General features: G+C 46.8%; 13 protein-coding genes. 1 reads left to right on the plus strand and 12 read right to left on the minus strand.

Annotated features, from left to right (window positions below; translation table 11 throughout):
- Window positions 1-334: 334 nt before the first annotated feature.
- The 7 genes from argH to CS948_RS07270 all read right to left on the minus strand — a co-directional run bounded on the left by argH (window position 335) and on the right by CS948_RS07270 (window position 7,887).
- Window positions 335-1,672 carry an argininosuccinate lyase gene (gene argH, locus CS948_RS07240; RefSeq protein ID WP_099291044.1) on the minus strand — a complete coding sequence of 446 codons (1,338 nt, stop codon included), beginning with the start codon at window positions 1,670-1,672 and terminating at the stop codon, window positions 335-337.
- Window positions 1,673-1,896: 224 nt separating this feature from the next.
- Window positions 1,897-2,952 carry a M20 family metallo-hydrolase gene (locus CS948_RS07245; protein ID WP_099291045.1) on the minus strand — a complete coding sequence of 352 codons (1,056 nt, stop codon included), beginning with the start codon at window positions 2,950-2,952 and terminating at the stop codon, window positions 1,897-1,899.
- Window positions 2,952-3,728 (minus strand): acetylglutamate kinase, encoded by a 777-nt coding sequence (gene argB / locus CS948_RS07250; RefSeq protein ID WP_099291046.1) that lies wholly within the window; start codon window positions 3,726-3,728, stop codon window positions 2,952-2,954. Before argB ends, CS948_RS07245 begins: the two co-directional genes overlap by 1 nt.
- A gap of 27 nt (window positions 3,729-3,755) precedes the next feature.
- Window positions 3,756-4,868: an aspartate aminotransferase family protein gene (locus CS948_RS07255; protein ID WP_099291047.1), complete on the minus strand. Its 1,113-nt coding sequence runs from the start codon at window positions 4,866-4,868 to the stop codon at window positions 3,756-3,758.
- A 10-nt stretch (window positions 4,869-4,878) separates the two neighbouring features.
- Window positions 4,879-5,841, minus strand: a complete 963-nt coding sequence (argC, locus tag CS948_RS07260; protein ID WP_176554966.1) for an N-acetyl-gamma-glutamyl-phosphate reductase — start codon at window positions 5,839-5,841, stop codon at window positions 4,879-4,881.
- Between the two features lie 157 nt (window positions 5,842-5,998).
- Window positions 5,999-7,183 (minus strand): argininosuccinate synthase, encoded by a 1,185-nt coding sequence (locus CS948_RS07265; RefSeq protein WP_099291048.1) that lies wholly within the window; start codon window positions 7,181-7,183, stop codon window positions 5,999-6,001.
- A gap of 11 nt (window positions 7,184-7,194) precedes the next feature.
- Window positions 7,195-7,887, minus strand: a complete 693-nt coding sequence (locus tag CS948_RS07270; RefSeq protein WP_099291049.1) for a GNAT family N-acetyltransferase — start codon at window positions 7,885-7,887, stop codon at window positions 7,195-7,197.
- A 356-nt stretch (window positions 7,888-8,243) separates the two neighbouring features.
- Between CS948_RS07270 and CS948_RS07275 the strand changes: the two genes are divergently transcribed.
- On the plus strand, window positions 8,244-9,593 hold the full coding sequence (locus tag CS948_RS07275; protein ID WP_099291050.1) for a S41 family peptidase: 1,350 nt from the start codon (window positions 8,244-8,246) through the stop codon (window positions 9,591-9,593).
- On the opposite strand, the gene CS948_RS07280 is transcribed toward CS948_RS07275, so the two are convergent.
- The 5 genes from CS948_RS07280 to CS948_RS07300 all read right to left on the minus strand — a co-directional run bounded on the left by CS948_RS07280 (window position 9,580) and on the right by CS948_RS07300 (window position 19,892).
- Window positions 9,580-10,296, minus strand: coding sequence for a head GIN domain-containing protein (locus tag CS948_RS07280; RefSeq protein ID WP_099291051.1), 717 nt, complete (start codon window positions 10,294-10,296; stop codon window positions 9,580-9,582). The genes CS948_RS07275 and CS948_RS07280 overlap by 14 nt on opposite strands.
- A gap of 166 nt (window positions 10,297-10,462) precedes the next feature.
- On the minus strand, window positions 10,463-11,875 hold the full coding sequence (locus CS948_RS07285) for a TolC family protein (protein WP_099291052.1): 1,413 nt from the start codon (window positions 11,873-11,875) through the stop codon (window positions 10,463-10,465).
- Between the two features lie 12 nt (window positions 11,876-11,887).
- Window positions 11,888-15,019, minus strand: coding sequence for an efflux RND transporter permease subunit (locus CS948_RS07290; protein WP_099291053.1), 3,132 nt, complete (start codon window positions 15,017-15,019; stop codon window positions 11,888-11,890).
- 220 nt (window positions 15,020-15,239) lie between these two features.
- Window positions 15,240-16,319 carry an efflux RND transporter periplasmic adaptor subunit gene (locus CS948_RS07295; RefSeq protein ID WP_099291054.1) on the minus strand — a complete coding sequence of 360 codons (1,080 nt, stop codon included), beginning with the start codon at window positions 16,317-16,319 and terminating at the stop codon, window positions 15,240-15,242.
- Window positions 16,320-16,379: 60 nt separating this feature from the next.
- Complete coding sequence (locus CS948_RS07300; RefSeq protein ID WP_099291055.1) at window positions 16,380-19,892, minus strand: ABC transporter permease; 3,513 nt, start codon at window positions 19,890-19,892, stop codon at window positions 16,380-16,382.
- Window positions 19,893-19,948: the final 56 nt, after the last annotated feature.

Here is a 19,948-nt window from a genome sequence, read left to right on the forward strand (position 1 = left end):
GAAAATAGTTTTAATCGACTAAAGAAAAAAGTTTTTAACGCAATTTAGGATAAAGGGGAGTTTTCTTTATTCCGCTTCATGTTCGGGGTCACTTAAAAAGTGCGGTAGTAAAAGTCCCGAAATAGCCATCACGATGAAAAATATATACGTTACCATAATTCCTCCTTTTTTATCATTCAATCCTTTACTCTTATAATAGAGAATTGTATGCCATATCGGTAAACAGGGTAATACTATCACACAGATATCTAATTATCAACGACATGCTATAAAACTACAATTCCCCGTGGAATGTATTCCATGGGGAATTATGTGGAAAAAGTGTAGAAAAAGACTACAATTTCAACAAGCGTTTTTCAGCTTCCCGAACGGCAGAAATATCCCATGCGGCCATTCTTTCGTCAAACCTGTCCTTTATTTTGTTCAGACAAAGATTCCCGATACTCCCCTCGTGCGTGTGATGAATCTCATGCGTCCCCGCGTGATACTCCCCCTGTTGGACTTGCATTCCTATTTTTCGATAGGCTTCCCGAAAAGGTACTCCCGCCATCACCATTTCGTTTACATCTTCCACGGAAAAAATATACCCGTAGCGGGGATCTTTCAGTATATCCCGTTTTAACGCCATGTCTTTCAGCACGAGATGAGCCATAAAAAGACAATCGTTCAATTCACGGAATGCGGGTAAATATAATTCCTTCGTTAATTGCATATCCCGGAAATAACCGGAAGTGAGATTCCCACACAACATTGCCATTTGGATTGGCAATGATTGTAAGCGATTACACTTCGCCCGAATCAGTTCAAATATATCCGGATTTTTCTTGTGCGGCATAATGCTTGAGCCTGTCGTGTATTTATCCGGCAAATGTACGAAACCGAAATTTCCACAGGCAAACAGACAGACATCGGCAGCTAGCCGCCCCAAAGTTGTCGCCACGGCAGCCAACCCGAACAACACGTTCTTTTCCATCTTTCCTCTTTGCATCTGAGCGTACACGACGTTATACGCCAGATCGGCGAATCCCAACAACCCGGTTGTCATTTTCCGGTTCAAGGCTATCGACGAACCGTAGCCTGCACCCGACCCAAGCGGATTGGTATTTACCATATCGTACGCCGCTTTCAAGAGCAACAAATCATCTGTCAACGATTCGGCATAAGCGCCGAACCACAATCCGAATGAAGAGGGCATCGCTACCTGCAAATGTGTGTATCCCGGTATCAGTATATCCTTGCTTTCCTCCGCCCGCTGTATCAACAAACGGAACAAGCGTTCCACGCTTTCCAATGTCTCGAAAATCGCTTCCCGCGAAAACAATTTCAAATCAAGTAATACTTGATCGTTCCGGGAACGTCCCGTGTGGATCTTTTTTCCCGCATCCCCACATTCCTCCACCAGCATCAATTCTATTTGCGAGTGTACATCCTCAACCCCTTCTCCTATCACAAACTCCCCCTTTTCCACCCGTGCATGAATACCGATCAATGCCTTTCGTAGTTGTCTGTATTCTTCGTCACTTACCAAACTCACGTGATGTAACATTTCCAAATGTGCCAAACTCCCCGTCACGTCAGCTTTCGCCAACATCACGTCCAATTCCCGATCTTTCCCGATGGTGAATGATTCGGTAAAATTGTCTATATCGTATCCTTTATCCCAAAGCCGCATGAATTTTAGATTTTAAATTTTAGATTTTAGATTAAACTTCTCCGTCGGCTACGCCGCCAAGTGAGCCCGGAAGCCGGTCTCGAACCAGCTCACACTCAGCAAACCGAGAGCAAGCTCTCTTTCTGCCCTCGCTTAATCGCTGGTTTCCTCTATAAACAGAGGAGGAGCCAGAATAGTCTTTCGTTTCGGAAATCTTTTCATTTTCAATTTTCAACTTTCAATTTTCAATTATCAATTATTATCCCGTCCAATATTCGAACAAACGTTTCTATTCCTCGCTCTATTTCATCCAAGCGAATATATTCATTCGCCGTATGGGAACGGGCACTATCTCCCGGACCGATCTTCAGTGAGGTGCATGGAATCACAGCTTGATTCGAGGTCGTGGGCGAACCGTAGGGTTCTAATCCCAACTCCCGACAACGCCGAACGACCGGATGATCCGCGGGTACCGATGATGAATCGAGGGAGATAGAGCGGGGGGATACCTCGCATTTCACGTGGCGACGGATTGTATCAAGTATCTGTAAGTTCGTGTAAAGTTCATTTACCCGTACGTCCACCATGAAACGACAAGTCGCGGGAACCACGTTATGTACCGTTCCCGCCTCAATCCCCGTAACGCTCATCTTTACCGCTCCCAATAGTTCCGACACCCGTTCGAAACGATAGGTGCGAAACCATTCTATATCTTGCAATGCCTCGTAAATAGCATTCACACCTTCCTCCCGTGCAGCATGTCCTGATACTCCCGCAACATGGCAATCCAATACCATAAGACCTTTTTCGGCTATCGCGGGACGCATTCCGGTAGGCTCGCCCACGAGGGCAAAATCAATTCTCCCCAATTCCGGGAATACGCGTTGTATTCCCCCGGCTCCCGTGTTTTCTTCTTCCGCGGAACCCAAATACACCAGATTATACGCTTGTGGCTTTCTGTTCAACATGATGAACGCTGCCAACATAGACACGATACTTCCGCCCGTGTCGTTACTTCCCAAGCCGTACAATTTTCCATCTCTTACCGTCGGGGTAAACGGATCGGTATCCCATGCCCCACCGGGACGTACCGTGTCCAAGTGTGCATCCAGTAATAACGTGGGTTTCGCCGCGTCGAACTCCGGCGAGCGACTCCACACGTTATTACCTTGACGATGCACGTCGAACCTATATTTTTGCAGTATTCCGGTTATAACATCTGCCACTTGCCCCTCCTCCCCGCTAAAAGAGGGGATGGATATAATCCGTTTTAATACTTCTATTGCCTCCTTTGTATCCATTATTCTTCTCCGGTTATTCGAGTGCCTGCCTCGGGATTATCCAATTCATCGGGATGAACCAATCGCACGGATTGTACTCCCGCGTGTATTGCAGCAAATGAATACTCTAATTTTGGAATCATTCCAGCATGAATAGGTCCTTCCTGTCTGAGTTTGTCATACATAACGGGAGTCAAACGAGGAATCACGGAATTTTCATCTTCTATATCTCTTAATACTCCACGTTTATTGAAACAATAGATTAATTCGACTTCTACACGGGAAGACAAGGCTTTCGCGACAGCCGATGCGATTCCATCGGCATTGGAATTTAATAATCCTCCCTGCCCGTCACACGTGATCGGTGACAGGACTGGCACAACCCCACTTTGGAACAACAATTCCAATACAGTACTATTTACATGTACAACATCTCCCACATGTCCCCATTCTACACCTTCTTGCACTCTCTGTTTCGCACCCACCAAATTCATATCGCAACCGGATAACCCGCAAGCGTTTACACCAAGTGCCTGCAACCGGGCTACCAATATCTTGTTCACCCACCCGGCGTATGCCATCACGGTTACACGCAACATCTCATCGTCTGTTACCCGACGCCCGTCAATCATCCGGCAGGGTATTCCCAAACGTTCCGCCAATTGTCCGGCAAATATTCCTCCCCCATGCACAATCATGAAAGGAGGTTCTATTTTCGCCAGTTTCCGACAGAGCAGCTCCAACCGCCCCTCGTCTTCCAACAATGCCCCGCCAACTTTTATTACTTTATATCTCATGTCGCATTCATTTTCAACTTTCAATTTTCAATTGCCTTTAAAGCTTTCCGTGAAATAATCCACTTCCTCCTTTCTCATGCACAACGGGGGAAGTAACCGTAATGTATTTTTCCCGCTGTATCCCGTGATAATCCTGTAATTCGCCAACAAGCGGCGACGGAATATAGTATGCGGAATATCAATATCCACTCCTATCATCAATCCCTTTCCCCGTACTTCAATTACCCCGGGTAATCCTCTCAGTTGTTCGGCAAAGTATTCTCCGACCTGCAAGGCGTTCTCTATCAGATTTTCCCGCTGCATCACGTCCAACACGGCAATGGCCGCAGCACACGCCAAGTGACTTCCCCCGAAAGTGGTTCCCAGTATTCCTTTCCTTGCCTCTATCCATTCGTGAACAAGTACTCCCGCCACTGGGAATCCGTTCCCCATGCCTTTAGCCATAGTAATCATGTCGGGTTTTATCCCGGCATAGCGATGTGCAAAAAATTGTCCGCTCCGCCCGTACCCGGATTGTATTTCGTCAAGTATCAACAGAGTCCCGCGATTGTTACAACATTCTCGTGCCAATTGCAAAAAAGCAGGTTCCGCTACCCGGATTCCTCCCACACCTTGGATTCCCTCGATGATAACAGCCGCATACTCTTCGCTTGCCAATTCCCGTTCGAGAGCTTTCTCGTCATTCAACGGGATAAACTTCACTTGATGCCCCATATTCCACGAAGCCCGTATTTCGGGATTATCGGTCACCGCCACGGCTCCGCTTGTTCGCCCGTGAAAAGCCCCGCACATGGCAAGCACCTTTGCCCGCCCGGTCACGAACGAAGCAAGTTTCAAAGCGTTCTCGTTCGCCTCAGCCCCACTATTACAGAGGAACAGGTTGTAATCCATACATCCCGAAAGGTGTTTCAATTTCTCCTCCAACTCTCCTTGCAAATGATTCTCCACCGAATTGGAATAGAAACCGATCTTTTCCAACTGTTCCGTGATTCCCGCCACGTACCAGGGATGGGTATGCCCGATGGAAATCACGGCATGCCCGCCATAGAGGTCAAGGTATTTGTTTCCTTCCTTATCCCAAAAATACATTCCCTCTGCCCGGACGGGCTCTATATTTATCAGATTATATACTTCAAACATTTCTTGATCATTAAAAATAATTTGCTTTCAATCGCAATCCTGTCATTTCGTCTAAACCGAACATCAGGTTCATATTTTGCACCGCCTGTCCGGAAGCTCCTTTTATCAGATTATCAATCATTGATGTCACGAGCACGTTATCCCCCTCTTTATCCGGATGAATAAAACAATAATTCGTGTTCACAACTTGTTTCAATGACACCGGCTCATCGCTCATGAGTACAAACGGATGTTGCTCATAATACGTTTTATAAAGAGTTGTCAATTCCTCTAACGTGGCTTTACTTTGAAACACAACGTTCACCATAATTCCCCGTGTATGACATCCTCGCACGGGTACAAAAGCGATATCGGGTTCTGTTTTTGCTCCCGCCTCCTGCAAGGTTTCCCGAATCTCGCCCAAATGCTGATGCGTGAAAACCTTGTACACGGATAAGTTCTGCGCCCGGTTACTGTAATGCGTTTCTTCTGTTGGCCGTTGCCCCGCACCTGTCGCTCCGGTTATGCCGAAGACCGTAATTCTATCTGTCAACAATCCACCCTTCGCGAAAGGCAACAAAGCCAACTCTATCGCAGTCGCGAAACAACCCGGATTTGCAACACGTTGACATTCCATGATCTTGTCCTTATTTAACTCCGGTAACCCGTACACGAAATTACCTGCCGACGCCCGTAAACGAAAGTCATTACTCAAATCAATCACCCTCACGGATGGCGGTATCTTGTTCTCCGATAGAAAACGGGCAGAAACTCCATGCCCCATACACAGGAAAAGTACATCTATGTCATCAAAATCCAAATCCGTGAAAACCTGTTTTGAATACAACAAATCCCGATGCACCCGTCCTATCGGTTCTCTCCGGTGTGATTCACTCTGCAAATACCGCAATTCCACGGCGGGATGATTCACGAGAATCCGAATCAACTCTCCCGCCGTGTACCCGGCAGCACCTGCTATTCCAACTCTTATCATGACAATTAGTTTATAAAGTTCATAAAGTTCATAAGGTTTACAAGGTTTTAATAACTCACGAGATACCATATCAACGGCAACACAAACTGCTGCTTTAATTTTGTCCGAAAGACACCCGTAACTTTATAACTTTATGAACCTTATAAACTTTATAAACTCATTTATTAACCGCCTCGTGTATTCTCAACGGCATTGACAATATTCGGGTAAAGCCCTTCACGTCTTCCGCTGTCCATGCGTTGTTTTCCTCCCCGTATCTGGCAAAAGAGGCATTCATTAGATCATGCGGAGAATGGCATCCCAACAAATCAAAGTGATAGGGACGCATCAATACCCGTACTTCACCCGACACGTTACGTTGCGAGTGTTCCAGAAATTTCTCGATATCCCGCATCACCGGTTCCCCGTACATCGCCTCGTGCAGAAACATCCCGTACCAGTTGCCCAATTGCTCCTTCCAGTACGACTGCCACTTCGTCAACGTGTGTTTTTCCAGTAATTCGTGCGCCTTGATAATAATTAACGGTGCAGCAGCCTCGAAGCCCACGCGACCTTTAATCCCTACAAGCGTGTCGCCCACGTGCGTATCCCGCCCGATAGCCCAAGGGGCAGCCAAGGCTTCGACCACACGGATAGCCTCGATTTTATCAGCATACGTTTTCCCGTTCACCGCACACAATTCTCCCTGTTCAAAGGCGAGAGTCAATTCCTCTTCCCCCACCCGCTGCAACGACGAGGGATAAGCCTCTTCGGGCAACGGCTGGTCAGACGTCAGAGTTTCCCGCCCACCAACGGAAGTACCCCAAAGTCCTTTATTTATGGAATAAACCAATTTTGTCCAATCACGTTCCACTCCCTTTGCTTTCAGATAAGCGATCTCGTCCTCCCGGCTCAATCGCAAATCACGAGTCGGCGTGATAATTTCCATATCGGGAGCGAATACCGAGAAACAAAGATCAAAACGTACTTGATCGTTTCCCGCCCCCGTACTCCCGTGTGCTAACGCATCGGCACCGATTTCCTTGGCATATCGCACGATTGCCAACGCTTGAAATGTCCGCTCGGAACTTACCGAAACGGGATAAGTTTTGTTACGCAACACGTTCCCGAATACCATATAGCGAATACACTGTTCGTAATACTCGCCCGTTACATCGAGCGTCACGTGACGTTTCGCCCCAAGGGCGTACGCTTTTTCCTCGATCACGACCAACTCTTCCGGCGAGAACCCGCCCGTGTTGGCAATCGCCGTGTAAACCTCAAGCCCCAGTTCATCGCTCAAGTATTTCACACAGTAGGAGGTATCCAATCCTCCACTATACGCTAAAACAACTTTTTTCATTTTTCTGTTATTTACAAACGACAAACAACTCCCCCGTATTCCTGCTTTCCACCGGGATGATTTCCCGGTGCCTTAAAAGCAGCAAGCATAACACTCACCACCCGACGCAATTTTCGGAAGATTCTACCGGGTAGGTTCCCGCTCTTTTCCCCCGCTGCATCCCGAACACGGGCATGTACCTCTGGATCATAAATCATTCCCGTGCAAAGGCATTTTGTCATGTTTGTCCGTTGTAAGATATCGTAATTTACGCATGATTTGCAACCTGCCCAAAACTCCTCGTCATCGGTCAACTTGGCAAAAGTAACAGGCACGTAACCCAACGAAGTATTGATACGCATCACTTGCTCGCCCGTGGTCAGACCAAACAATTTCGCCCGCGGGAATCGCCTTCGCGACAAATCAAAAGCGGCTTTCTTGATGCGTTTTGCCACTCCCAATCCCCGGTATGCCGGTACAACGATCAACCCGGAATTAGCCACGAATTTCTGGTGTCCCCAGCACTCGATATAACAGAAGCCCACGAACTCTTCTCTGTTCAAAGCAATAATCGCCTTGCCATCCCGGATTTTCCCGGCGATATACTCGTTCGTTCTTCTTGCTATACCTGTTCCACGCGCTTTTGCAGCGTTGTCAATCGCATCATTTATCGCCGTCACGTATGACAGGTGTTTCTCGGACGCAACCAATACTTCAATCTTCATCTTCGTACAATTTAATCTAAATCATTCAAATCATTTTCCGTTTTCTCTATATGCATATTTATTTATTGAGCTTGCAAATATATGCATTAATATTCCAAACGAACAAGTATTTATGCCATTTTTTTGAAGAAAAATAGAATTCTTATGCACGACATTATAAATCAAACGCTTCCAAAACAACCAAGCGTCACGTGGACACTTTACAGAGAATCTCTCGGGAATCACAAAATATTAGCCTCGCTTGATTATTGGATAAATATGCACAAATATAGACCAATAAAACTTTCTTACTTTCTCGTGCATGGAAATTCATCAAAATTCCGTAATATTGTGTTTTGTAATTAGAACGATGAAATATGTATAGAATTTGCTTCTTTCTGGTTCTTATCGGTCTTCTGATCGGTTGCGAGGACACATCAGTCCGACCGTCGCCCCCATCTCGTACCTACGAGCGCATCAACACGTTCACGAAAGACAAGATGACAGACCAGTATTTCTGGGCAGATGAAGTCAAGGATAAAAAGATAGAAGCAGATTTGGATCCGTTAACCTATTTCGCCAACATGAAATACGAGAAAGATCCATGGTCACGTATCACTAAATCACAGGGATTCGGTGAAATTGCCGATGCCAGCGGATACGAGAACGGATTCGGTTATCATCTCAATTTTTGGGAAGACAAGGGGTACATCATTGCCGAAGTGAATTTCGTGTATGACAATTCTCCGGCAGCAAAAGCAGGAATAAAACGAGGCGACCTGATTACCCGAATGGACGGTAAGAAGATTACCACGGAAAACTATACAAATCTTTATTACAAGAGTGTTTTATCTATCGGGTTGTCCGAGGATGAAGTATCGGAACCTTACAAGACGATAGAACTGACCGCACAGAATTTCACTATCAATCCTATACTCGCGTACGGCGTTATCGACCACGAGGAACGTAAGATCGGTCATATTGCGTATTCCAGTTTCGTGTACCGTAACACCACTTCACTACTTCAATTGAACAACGTTTTCCAAAAACTAAAAGAAGAAGGTATCGAGGAATTAATTCTTGACTTGCGCTATAATTCCGGCGGATATATGCTTGCTGTTAAACGCTTGTGTTCACTTATAGCCCCGGAAAGTGTCGTGGAAAGTGAAGAAATTCTGATACACAAAAGATGGAACGACGTGTATCAAGAGAAATATGCAGATATACCGGAACAACTGGAAGAACGTTTCGACAAAACGGTTCCCGCCGATTCCCGCTTGAACTTATCGCGCTTGTGGGTAATTACAGGAAAAGAAACCGCATCAGCTTCTGAATTGCTTATCAGTGCTTTATCTCCTTACATGGAAGTTAATGTCATTGGTGTTCCCACTGTCGGGAAAAACATGGGAGGTATCACGTTTACCCCGACGGAAAGTGACCTGCAAGGTTGGAATATCACGTTGATATCCCTGCTCTACACGAATAGCCGCGGCGAATCCGTACGTGGAGGTATTCAACCGAAAGAATATATACCCGAACCATTCCCGCACCGGTATGAACTGGACGATGTAAACGATCCGTTGCTTGCCGCGACTCTCGCTCTGATTCCCGGGAAAACTCCGGTAGTACTAAAATCCAGAAGTATGTCCGTGGAGAAACACAACCGGATCATTCCCGAAAAAGCCTCATCCGTCGTGATATTCGAAGACCACATTACTTCCTTTTGACAAGAGCGCCCCGTCCACTTACATCTTTTTTCGTGATACGGGGATTGCCGTCATACATAAGCAATCCGGCCGATGACAATTGCACTTCCAGCGTGCCCGACACGTATACCTCTGCTTTGGCTGCCCCGCTGACTCCCGCTTCGCAATCGGTTACCCGTAAATCCCACGCTTTTAAAGTTGCAGCGGAAGAAAGTTCCAGTTCCAAGTGATCGACCGCTCCCTTCAATTCCAATTTAGCGGCATTAGAGGCTTCCACGTCTAACTCTTTTCCTTCTACTTCCAATTTCACGACTGCTGCCCCGGAAGCATTTATATCCAATTTATTCACTTTCAACGGGGAACTTCCGATTAATCTTGCCGCCGATTCCACGTTAATATCAGTTATATCGGGCGCCGCCACGGATACATTCATAGCGGTAAAACTACGAATGATGACATTAGGATCAAGGAACACGTTTAGCTGACCGTTCTTTATTTCCGTTTTCACGTACGAGATGATATTATCATCCGCTTCAATCGTGATCCCGAATTCCGTACCTTGTTTGAGGTACAACGTGATTCCCTGCTGCACGGAAACTTTCGTAAAAGATTGTTTGGCATCCCGCGCCTGTACTAAAAGATACCCTGTTCCTTTAATTCGTTTGACTTGCGCGACGGCAGTCCCGACAATCAATAACGCTAATAGTAATAATAAGTTTTTCATGGTGTTTAGTTTATCAGGTTCATAAGGTTTGTAAAGTTTATAAAGTTCATAAAGTAACGGGTGTCCTTCGGACTGTGCTTATCGGCAGCTCAAACTGCCGTGGACAAAGCGCCCCGCAGGTGTCTATAAACCTTATAAACTTTATGAACTTTACAAACCTTACAAACTACTCTAATTTTCCCAACGATTTCAAATACTCCGTTTCACAAACCTTCAAAGCCGCTTTGGCATCCACCCAGTCACTCCATGCTTGTTGCCATTGCGCTTGAGCCTCAAGAAGATTGGTCAGACTCTCCATGCCGACGTCATATTGGTTGCGGGAAACTTTCAAGTTTTCCTCCGCCTGTGCCAGAGCCGACCGGGTAAGGTTTACACGAGTCTGGGCGTCGCTCAATTTAAAACGATTACCGGATATCTCCAGTTGCATCATTTCGCTCATCCTCTCTTTATTCAAACGGGTAATCTCTTCCTCGGCTTTCGCTACCCGCACTTTGTTACGTCCTTCCCCCCAGTTGAAAATCGGTATTTGAACCGAAGCCATAGCACTGAAAGAGGCAGAGTTGGAATTATCACCGTTCAATTTTAAACCGCCCCCGTAACTGTAACCTGCCATAACACCCACTTGCGGAAGGAAATCGGAACGGGTAACATTCACCTCTTTACGCTTCATTTCAACCTGTTTCTCAAGCATATTATAATCGGGACGCTGACTAAGTTCATCCGGTAATGACAAAATACCCGGTGTTATTGTCCCCGAAAGAGTATCGGTCAATTCCAAAGAAGTATTCAACTCCAACCCGATCAAACGGCACAGATTCATGCCTGCCAGCGTCCGACCGTGTTGTGCTTGTTGCAGTTGTAACAAGGCATCGTTGTGTTTCACTTGCGCTTTCAATACATCATTCAACGGAGCCATACCCGCGTCACGGGCATCCTCTAGGTTTTTCACCAGTTCACCCGTGACCTCTTTGTATTTCCGAGCCACAGAAACCAGCTCCTGCACACGGACATATTGCCAGTAAGCCTGCTCCAGTTCGACAAGCACTTCCGAACGATTGAGCCGGATATTCTCATCCGCCAACTCTTCACCGAATTTAGCCGCCTGATGTGCCGCCCGTATTTTACCCCCCATGAAGATCGGTTGCTGTAATTGCACTCCCGCCATATATACCCCTCTCATCGAAAGGGTAATCGGGATATCGGGCAAAAAGGCATACTCGTGAAAAAGGGGCTTGCCGTCAGTACCCATGACCGGTTTGCCGTCACCCCCCATGATCACGTTCGGCTGCAACTTGCCACTCTCGTCCGGCACATAAGTGGGGAGGTATCCCCCGGATAATTTGTACTCCTGTTTTTTCTGATAGTAGAAATACGTTCCCGAAGCAGAAAGACGAGGATAATAGTTCGCCCGGTACTCTTTCTTTGTCCAAATCGCTTTCTCTTTCTGCCGCTCGGCGATGGAAAGTTGTTTGCTGTAATCAAGCGCCATAGCCCGGCATTGCTTCAAATCCAGTTTCTGCTGGGCACGAGATGTCTGAAATGCAGCCAAAAAGATTATTATAATGATACAATATTTCATGATACTATGATTTTAATTTTTCCGCTCCATTTTTATCTTGAAAAAGAGAGAATACAACACGGGCAGGATAACGAGCGTTACCACCGTACCGATAAACAATCCACCCATGATAGTTACCGCCAACGAGCCGAACATATCATCGTTAATCAAGGGAATCATACCGAGAATAGTAGTCATTGCCGCCAGAAATACCGGACGCAAACGGGAAGACGAAGCATCAAGTAAAGCGAGCACTTTATCTTTCCCCGATCGAATCTGGATATCCACCTCATCGACAAGTACAACGCCATTCTTGATCATCATACCGACCAACCCGAGGGCTCCCACGATAGCCACGAATCCAAATTCCTTGCCCGCCAGAAGCATCCCGAGTACCACCCCGGTAATGGCAAGCGGCAAACAAAGAATAATCATTAGCGGACGACGGAAGTCCTTGAACAAGGCAATAAGAATTGCCAACACGAGAACGATGCCGAGAGGCACATTCTTGAACAGGTATTGCTTGGATTGCGTACTCGCGAGGTATTCCCCCTGCCATTCCGTGGAATAACCCGGCGGGATATTCAATTGCTCGATCTTGGGCAAAAGACTGTTACGCACGTCGTTTGCCGTGTATCCCGGGGCATTGTTACATTCGGCCGAGATGGAACGCTGCCCGTTGTAACGACGCACCACGGGAACCTCCCACGAGGCCGTAATACCGTTTGTAGCTTGATTCAACGGGGTAGAACCCGCCACGGCTGTCATCACTTCGTCGGGAGATATCATCCCCGCCATCAGTTCTTTCACCGTTTCAATATTCAACATATTGGTCGAGGGCACCAGACTCCACACCGGAACGCTATTCAACTTTCCGGGACGTTGCCGATCCTTCCCGATACTTTTGATATATATGGGCAAATCATGCTCTCCCTCGTAATAGGAACCCACGGGCAACCCGTCGGTCGTTGCCAATAAAGCCAGTCCCACGTCCTCGCGGGAAAGATTCGCCACCCGGGCAATCGGCTGATAGTAGTCCACGTTAAGCACGGGGGTGGTAGGTCCCCAGTTATTCGTCACCAATACCGTGGTTGAATCCTCTTTCATGATCTCCTCCACTTGGGCACAAAGCCTTTTCAACACGGCGGGATCGGGTCCCGTAATCATAAACTGCACGGGAAAATCCATGTACATGAGGTTGTACTGCTTCATCCGCACGTATGCCTCCGGGTAATGCTCGGAAAGGTAACGCTGCAAGGTATCGAGATTTGCTTTCAGGGTTTCGGGGGAAGTGAAGTCCACGATCAACTCCCCGTAACTGAGCGCGGGTTCGGCGACCGTACGTACCAGATTGTAACGTGACGGGGTTCCCCCAAGACTCGTGGTTACGGTCGTGACTTCCGGTTGACTTGAAAGGTAACTTTGTATCGACGCCAGATCACGTTTCACCGTTTGAGGGTTCGTACCGTATGGCATCTTGTATTCTATATACAATTGATTGTAACTCAAATCGGGGAAAAAGCCCTGTTGTATGAATCGGAACAAATATACACTGACGGCAAGTACAAGAATCACCCCGCCAAGTACCCACACCCGATGGCGTACCGAGAATTGCAGCGTGGAACGAAACGCCCGGTACGTCCGGGTACTGTACATCTTCTGCTCGTCCTCCACCTCGCCCGGTTTCACCCGCAAAGCCCGATCGGCTTGGATTGGCACGAAAGCAAGGGCAAGAATCCAACTCAACCACAGGGAAACTGCCAGCACGATAAACAAATCCCGAACGTATTCACCCGTCGTGTCGGGAGAAAGGAATATCGGCAGGAAAGTCAAGATACCGATTGTTGTTGCCCCGAGTAACGGCCAAGCGGTCTTCTTCGTGATATTAACCAGCGCAGCGGGTTTCGGGATTCCCTTCTTCAAATCGACCAGAATACCGTCCGTTATCACGATAGCGTTATCGACAAGCATTCCCATCGCCACGATAAAAGAAGCGAGCGAAACCCGCTGCAACGTACCGTGCATCATGTATAACACGAGCAACGATCCTAAAACCACGATCACCAATCCTGTCCCGATAATATATCCGCTCCGGAAACCCATGAAAAGCATCACGACAAGAATCACGATTATCACCGATTCGATCAGATTGACCATAAACACGTTAATGGCACTCCGTACTCTGGCAGGCTGAAAGAAAACCTTCTGGAAATCTATCCCCGCCGGAATAATCTCTTGTTTCAATTCTGCCAGCTTGTCATCCACTTTTTTACCCAGTTCGAGAATATTTCCCCCGGTTTCCATGGCAATGGATATAGCTATTGCCGGTAAAGTATCATATATCAAGCCTTCCCGTTGGGGTTCCACGTATCCTTTCGTGATTCGCGCCACGTCCGAAAGCCGTATCTGATCTTCCTCGTGCCCTTTAATAAGCAAGTTCCGGATGTCGTCGATCGCCTTATACGCCCCGTTCACGTTTACACGTACCCGCTTCTCCCCGCTGTCGAAATAACCGGAGTACACGGTTTTGTTCTGTCCGTTGAGCGTCATGATTATCTCTGCCGGGTGAACTCCCATGTTTGCCATCTTGTCTTCCAAGAACTCGACATTAATACACGATTGCCGTTCCCCATACACGTCCACACTGCTCACCCCGTCAATATCCAGCACGGAACGCCGGACGAGTTCGGCGTAGTCGGACATCTCCTGATAATCAAAACCGTCGGACGTCATGGCATAAAACATACCGTACACGTCCCCAAAATCATCCATAACAATAGACGGTTGGGCACCATCCGGGAGTTGGGATTGTACACCCATCACTTTTCTTCGTAAAATATCCCACTTCTGCTGCAATTCCGCTAACGGAACCGTACTGCTCAACTCCACCATAATCTCCGACACGTCGTCCATCGAACGTGAGGACACGTGGTCCAAATCGCCCATGGAACGAATCGCTTTCTCCAGTACGTCCGTCACTTCCAACTCCACTTGATAGGCAGAAGCCCCCGGATAGGCCGTCACCACCATAGCCTGCTTCACGGTAATCGCCGGATCTTCCAACTTACTCATCGTGAAAAACGAGTATATTCCCCCCACTACCAAAACGAAAACGAAGAAGAAGACAAAAGCTCTATTCTTTAATGCATATTCCGTAAAGTTCATAATATATTGTTGCTAGGCAACGTTGCAAGTTATCAGGTTGCAAGTTGCAAGTTAATTTCAAACTCCCTCCCCCTTCGGGGACTCCCTCTATAAACAGAGGGAGAGCTAAAATACTCACCGTCTTCGGTAAGATTCACCGCTCCTCCTCTGTTTATAGAGGAGGAGGCGGCTATGCCGACGGAGGAGTTCAATCTAAAATCTAAAATCCTTAAATCTAAAATTAAAGCAGTCCTCCCACGTTGGAAGAAGACACGGGAGTCAATCGCCGTACTTTCTGTCCGTCTTTAAGGGTATTGGTTCCTGCCGAAACAATCACCGTCCCGTCCGACAGATCGGATTCGACAATTACCTGTCCGTCCTTATGCAGTTCCACAATCTGAACAGGATGCATCCCCACGACCTCTTTCGCGGTGTCATACACCCATACATACGACTTATTCTCTTTCTGGAAAAGGGAAGAAATGGGAACAACAGCAAGACCTGCTTGCCCGGGAGTAAAACGAATCGTCACGCTAACGCTCATCCCTGCCGCCAGACTCAGATCGGACTCCGGTTTCATCCGGAAACGTACCTTGAACAATTGATTGTAATTCGCCTGTTGTGTCATATCCAGCAATTCCAAAGGAATCTTTACCCCCGGGTACACGTCCGCCTCGCAATAAAATTCCTCGAAACTCTCCCGACGGATAAAATCACTGGAAGGTATATCTATATTTACCTCGTAGTAATCATTATTAATCATGGACAGCACGGGAGTCCCCGTGTTCACGATCTCGTGGGCATCAAAGAATTTCTTTTGAATATACCCGTCAAACGGGGCTTTCAGTTTCGTATCATTCAAGGCATTCAAGTGGGCATGATACAATGCCGCGATTCGTTGCTTCGCCGCAACCGCCTTGTCATAATCATTTACAGGGACACTTTTCCGGTGATACAACTCGATCACCCGATCCGATTCTCCCGTCACCTGCTCGTACTCCGCCTTCGTGGCGTCATACTGCAACTTGTAATCCCTAGGGTCTATCTCTGCCAGCACTTGCCCCTTCCGCACATACTCTCCCACCTCTGTGTTGAAACGTAAAATAGGACCCGCTACCCGGAAAGCCAGCTGCACGTCGGAAGCCGCTTTTATCTTCCCCGGAAAAGTCGTACTACTTTCCCCTTCATACTTCTGCACCTCCGCTGTCTTTACCAGTTGCGCTATCTCCAAACCGGGCGTAGCCCTACGGCAGGAAAACACGAGCAACAAAAGTCCCGACACGGAAGCCCATTTCAATACCGAAAACACTGTCTTGTTCATATATATGTCATTTAAATCGACTATATATACTCAAAAGCCCGTGTTAAAGTTTCGATAAAATCATTTATCCTCTATATATTCCCACTTGACGGCATCACCTAAAAGCACCTGATCCGCCTCCCCCTCGTCAGTCAGCACGACTTTACATTCGCCCGGAGAAAGCCGGTATCGTCCTAATAATATCCAACCGAATGTCCCGTCACACTCCCCGACAACCTCTTTTTCCTCATTGCCATTTGTCAAGGTATAATATTGCCTAAATCCCGCATCACTCTCTGTTGTCGAAAATGCGGTCACCATGGAAAAACCGGCGGTTATACCTTTTCCCTGCTTTTCCTTATCGACTCTATAAGCACTCATCTTTGGCGGAATATAAGCATAAACATCATATTCGCCCTCCTTTTCGATCCGGGTAACCCACTCCATACTTGCACCCCCGCCTTGCATCATAAAGGCATGAGTACGTTTGGAAAGCCCGTAGGCACTCTCATTTTGTACGTATCCCGGTCGTACTTCCACTCCATCCATGAGCTGTATCGACCTATTCTGGCGCAGATATTTACTCTCCGGCTCCTTGGCGAACAAATCGCGTAACCGCTTCTTGGATGAAGACTGTACAATACGGAAACCCTCTTCCTCGTTATCTACCACGGTCACGTTTTCACCGAGGAGAAAATAAGAGCGCCCGAGCTCTCTCTCGTTATCGCCGGTTTTATCATCTGTCGTACCCCCTCTCTCTCCACTCAGAGTTGTCGGAATATTCAAAGAAAGATTAGTATTCAAAGTAATCATACCCTCGTCAAAATTAGTCACGATCTCCTTCCCGCTCTTTGCTTTTATCAAATAATTACGAGTGATGGTAGACTCTTCCATTCTTCTTCCGAAATTCCAAGCGGAACCGCCGGAAGAGGGACGCCCCTCTGTCTTCCGGGCTTCGATAGATACCACCCCGTCCACATCACTATCATTAAAAATAGTAAGACGCACCCTCGAGGCACTACCGCCCAATCCATCTATATACACGCTTCCATTACCTATAAGAGATAAAATTCGATTCATCTCATCCGCCTTTTCTTTATCTACACCCGCGGACTCCGCTTTAAAATCTTTTATCCAAAATTCAGGCAATCGCTTATTCGTGTACCAAGAAGGCAATACATCCCGCCAACGGACGCCAAATTCCCGTGCAAAGGTTTCATCAAACTGGTCGAAATCAATCTTTTGGAAACGATGCGTCGCAATATATCCATCCAAGAAATCGACGACCTGCTCTTCTGTCATATCTCCTAAAGCCAATCTCCTGACCAACTCTTTTGATTTCATCCGTAATACACGAAACAAAACAACCGGATCAAGTTCTCCGTCATGGAAAGCCTCTTCAAAACTATGAGAAGAAAGGTAATTCAAAGCACGTTCTTCCGCCATCTGGCCGGAATAATCTCGTGAGCGACTCTTTAATATGTTCAATAATACCGCGTTAATAATCGGATAATCACCTGACCGGAAACAAAGCGAATAATCGTAAAACATAGAAGCGGCATAATACAAACTGTTGCGTGTCGAGTAACTGTTTCCTGCCACATTCTTGATTGCCGAAGGACCAAACCACCGCATAAGTATCTGCCCCCGATCATAATTCATGGTTGTGGCACTTGTCAATAAATTCGTTAACCTCCCATGAACCGTCTGCCGGAGTCTGTCCATCTCGGATATATTATCAAAACCGGCGACGGAAGCCAGCATCTTCATTGTCCTTTCCATTACCGCCTTGTGATCAGACCAAACCCCGACTCCCCGTTCCGGCAGAAAAACCATCTCGGGTTGGATATATTCACTCGTCCCTTTTTCCTGCCGAAAAAAACTCGCTAAAGTTATCGGCGTTTCAATCAACTTCAAACCGGAATAAAGATAAGAATGACGCATCTGATACTCGACAGTTTCCCGCATCTCCCGGATTAACCCGGGCAATGAATCAGACAACGCCTCCAAGCCCCTCAAAATATCATCATGCCCTTTGAAAAGATAAAGTTCATACCGCACGGAATCAACGGTTATCTCCCTTTTCTCGTAACCGCCGATACAAAGTGAAATTCCCGGCAATGGAAGGTGATTCGTGAAATGTAACCCGTTATCCGTTTTTTCCTCATCCCCTTGTGCAATAACCGTCCGTTCGCCCGGGTTCGATACTTGCAACGAATAGAACGTGAACTCCGGAGATACGTCATACGGGTGAGCCGGATTCACGGGCGGTGTCGTTGTCGGATACCACAGACATTCCGGTGTCAGAAAAGTGAAATTCTTATCCAAAAACATGAACCTCTTTCCGTAGCGGCATTTCAAATAAGCATTACTTTCCTGCTCGAACACGATATCATCAGGCACTCCCAAGTAACATATCCGCTCGTCTATTCCACCCCGGTACACTACCGTCAGCACGATCTCCTCGTCAGGTTGCAATTCCCTTCGTACCCGAATCACTTGTTGCTCCCGCTCGAACGATAAATCCGAATCCCCCTTGATCGAAAGCACCTCCAAATCCGGGTTCAAATAAAGAATAACCTCCGGTAATGTTTCCCGTGTACGGTTCTGTATCAATAGAGTACTTTTCGCGCTCATTTCATCACCTTGTTGTTCGAAACGTATATCATGACGTGTCACGCTGCCTTTCGGCACGTTATTATATTTATTGTAAGTCTCCGTGTAAACCTTTCTCACGGAGATTTTTTGGGAGTGAAAAGAATAAACAAGACCTCCCGCCATAACACCCGCTATCATGCAAGCAATAGAAAGTCCCATCACGCGTACCCGGTTCACCGGACGATTGGAAAGTCGCTTGAACAAACACACCGTGAATCCGAGCAAACCGAAACCGACAAGTAACCAACACAACCGCTGTAAAAGATAACCGGTCAAATCCGAATGTCCCGTCACGCTCGAGAAAGTATTCGGCAAGCTATGCCCGAACGGGTCGAAAACACCTTGTCCCATGCCCCCGGCATAAAAAATCGTAAATCCGACAACCATCAAAAGGAGTAAAATACTCAAAGCCTGATTACGTACCCAAGTATGGATAAAGAAAGAGAGTCCAACCATGAAAATCAATGCCGGAATAATCAAAGTAACCAGATAAAACAAATATATCCACACGTTCATCGGGGAGCTACTGGCAAAAAGATGCAGCAAAGAACCGAAAAACAAAGATACAATCGCCATCACGGTAAACACCCCCGCGAACCCGGCAGCCATGCCCAATACATACTCGGCATTACTCTCCGGACGATAATAGATCGTGTCCATCGAATCCAGCTTCCTCTCCTTCGTCAGAAACATTCCCGCCAGAAATATCAACGGAATAGCCTGCAATCCCGCGAACAAATAAGCATTCATGTAAGGGAAAAACGAAGACAGGCTAATTAACCCGCTATTCGATAGCATAAAAAGATTCGACTGAATCAATATTTGGTATAAAATAATACAACAGAACGTCAGTAAAAAGAAGATTCGAAACAACCAACTCCGCAGCAATAACCTAGAGTTGTAAGCGGCAACCGTTCTCAAATTGTGAAGATTCATGATGACAGCATTTAAAAGTTCTTATTAGTCAAGGGCTTCGCGCACGTTTTCACAAT

The organism is Butyricimonas sp. Marseille-P3923 (assembly GCF_900184685.1).
GTDB classification, from domain to species: domain Bacteria; phylum Bacteroidota; class Bacteroidia; order Bacteroidales; family Marinifilaceae; genus Butyricimonas; species Butyricimonas muris.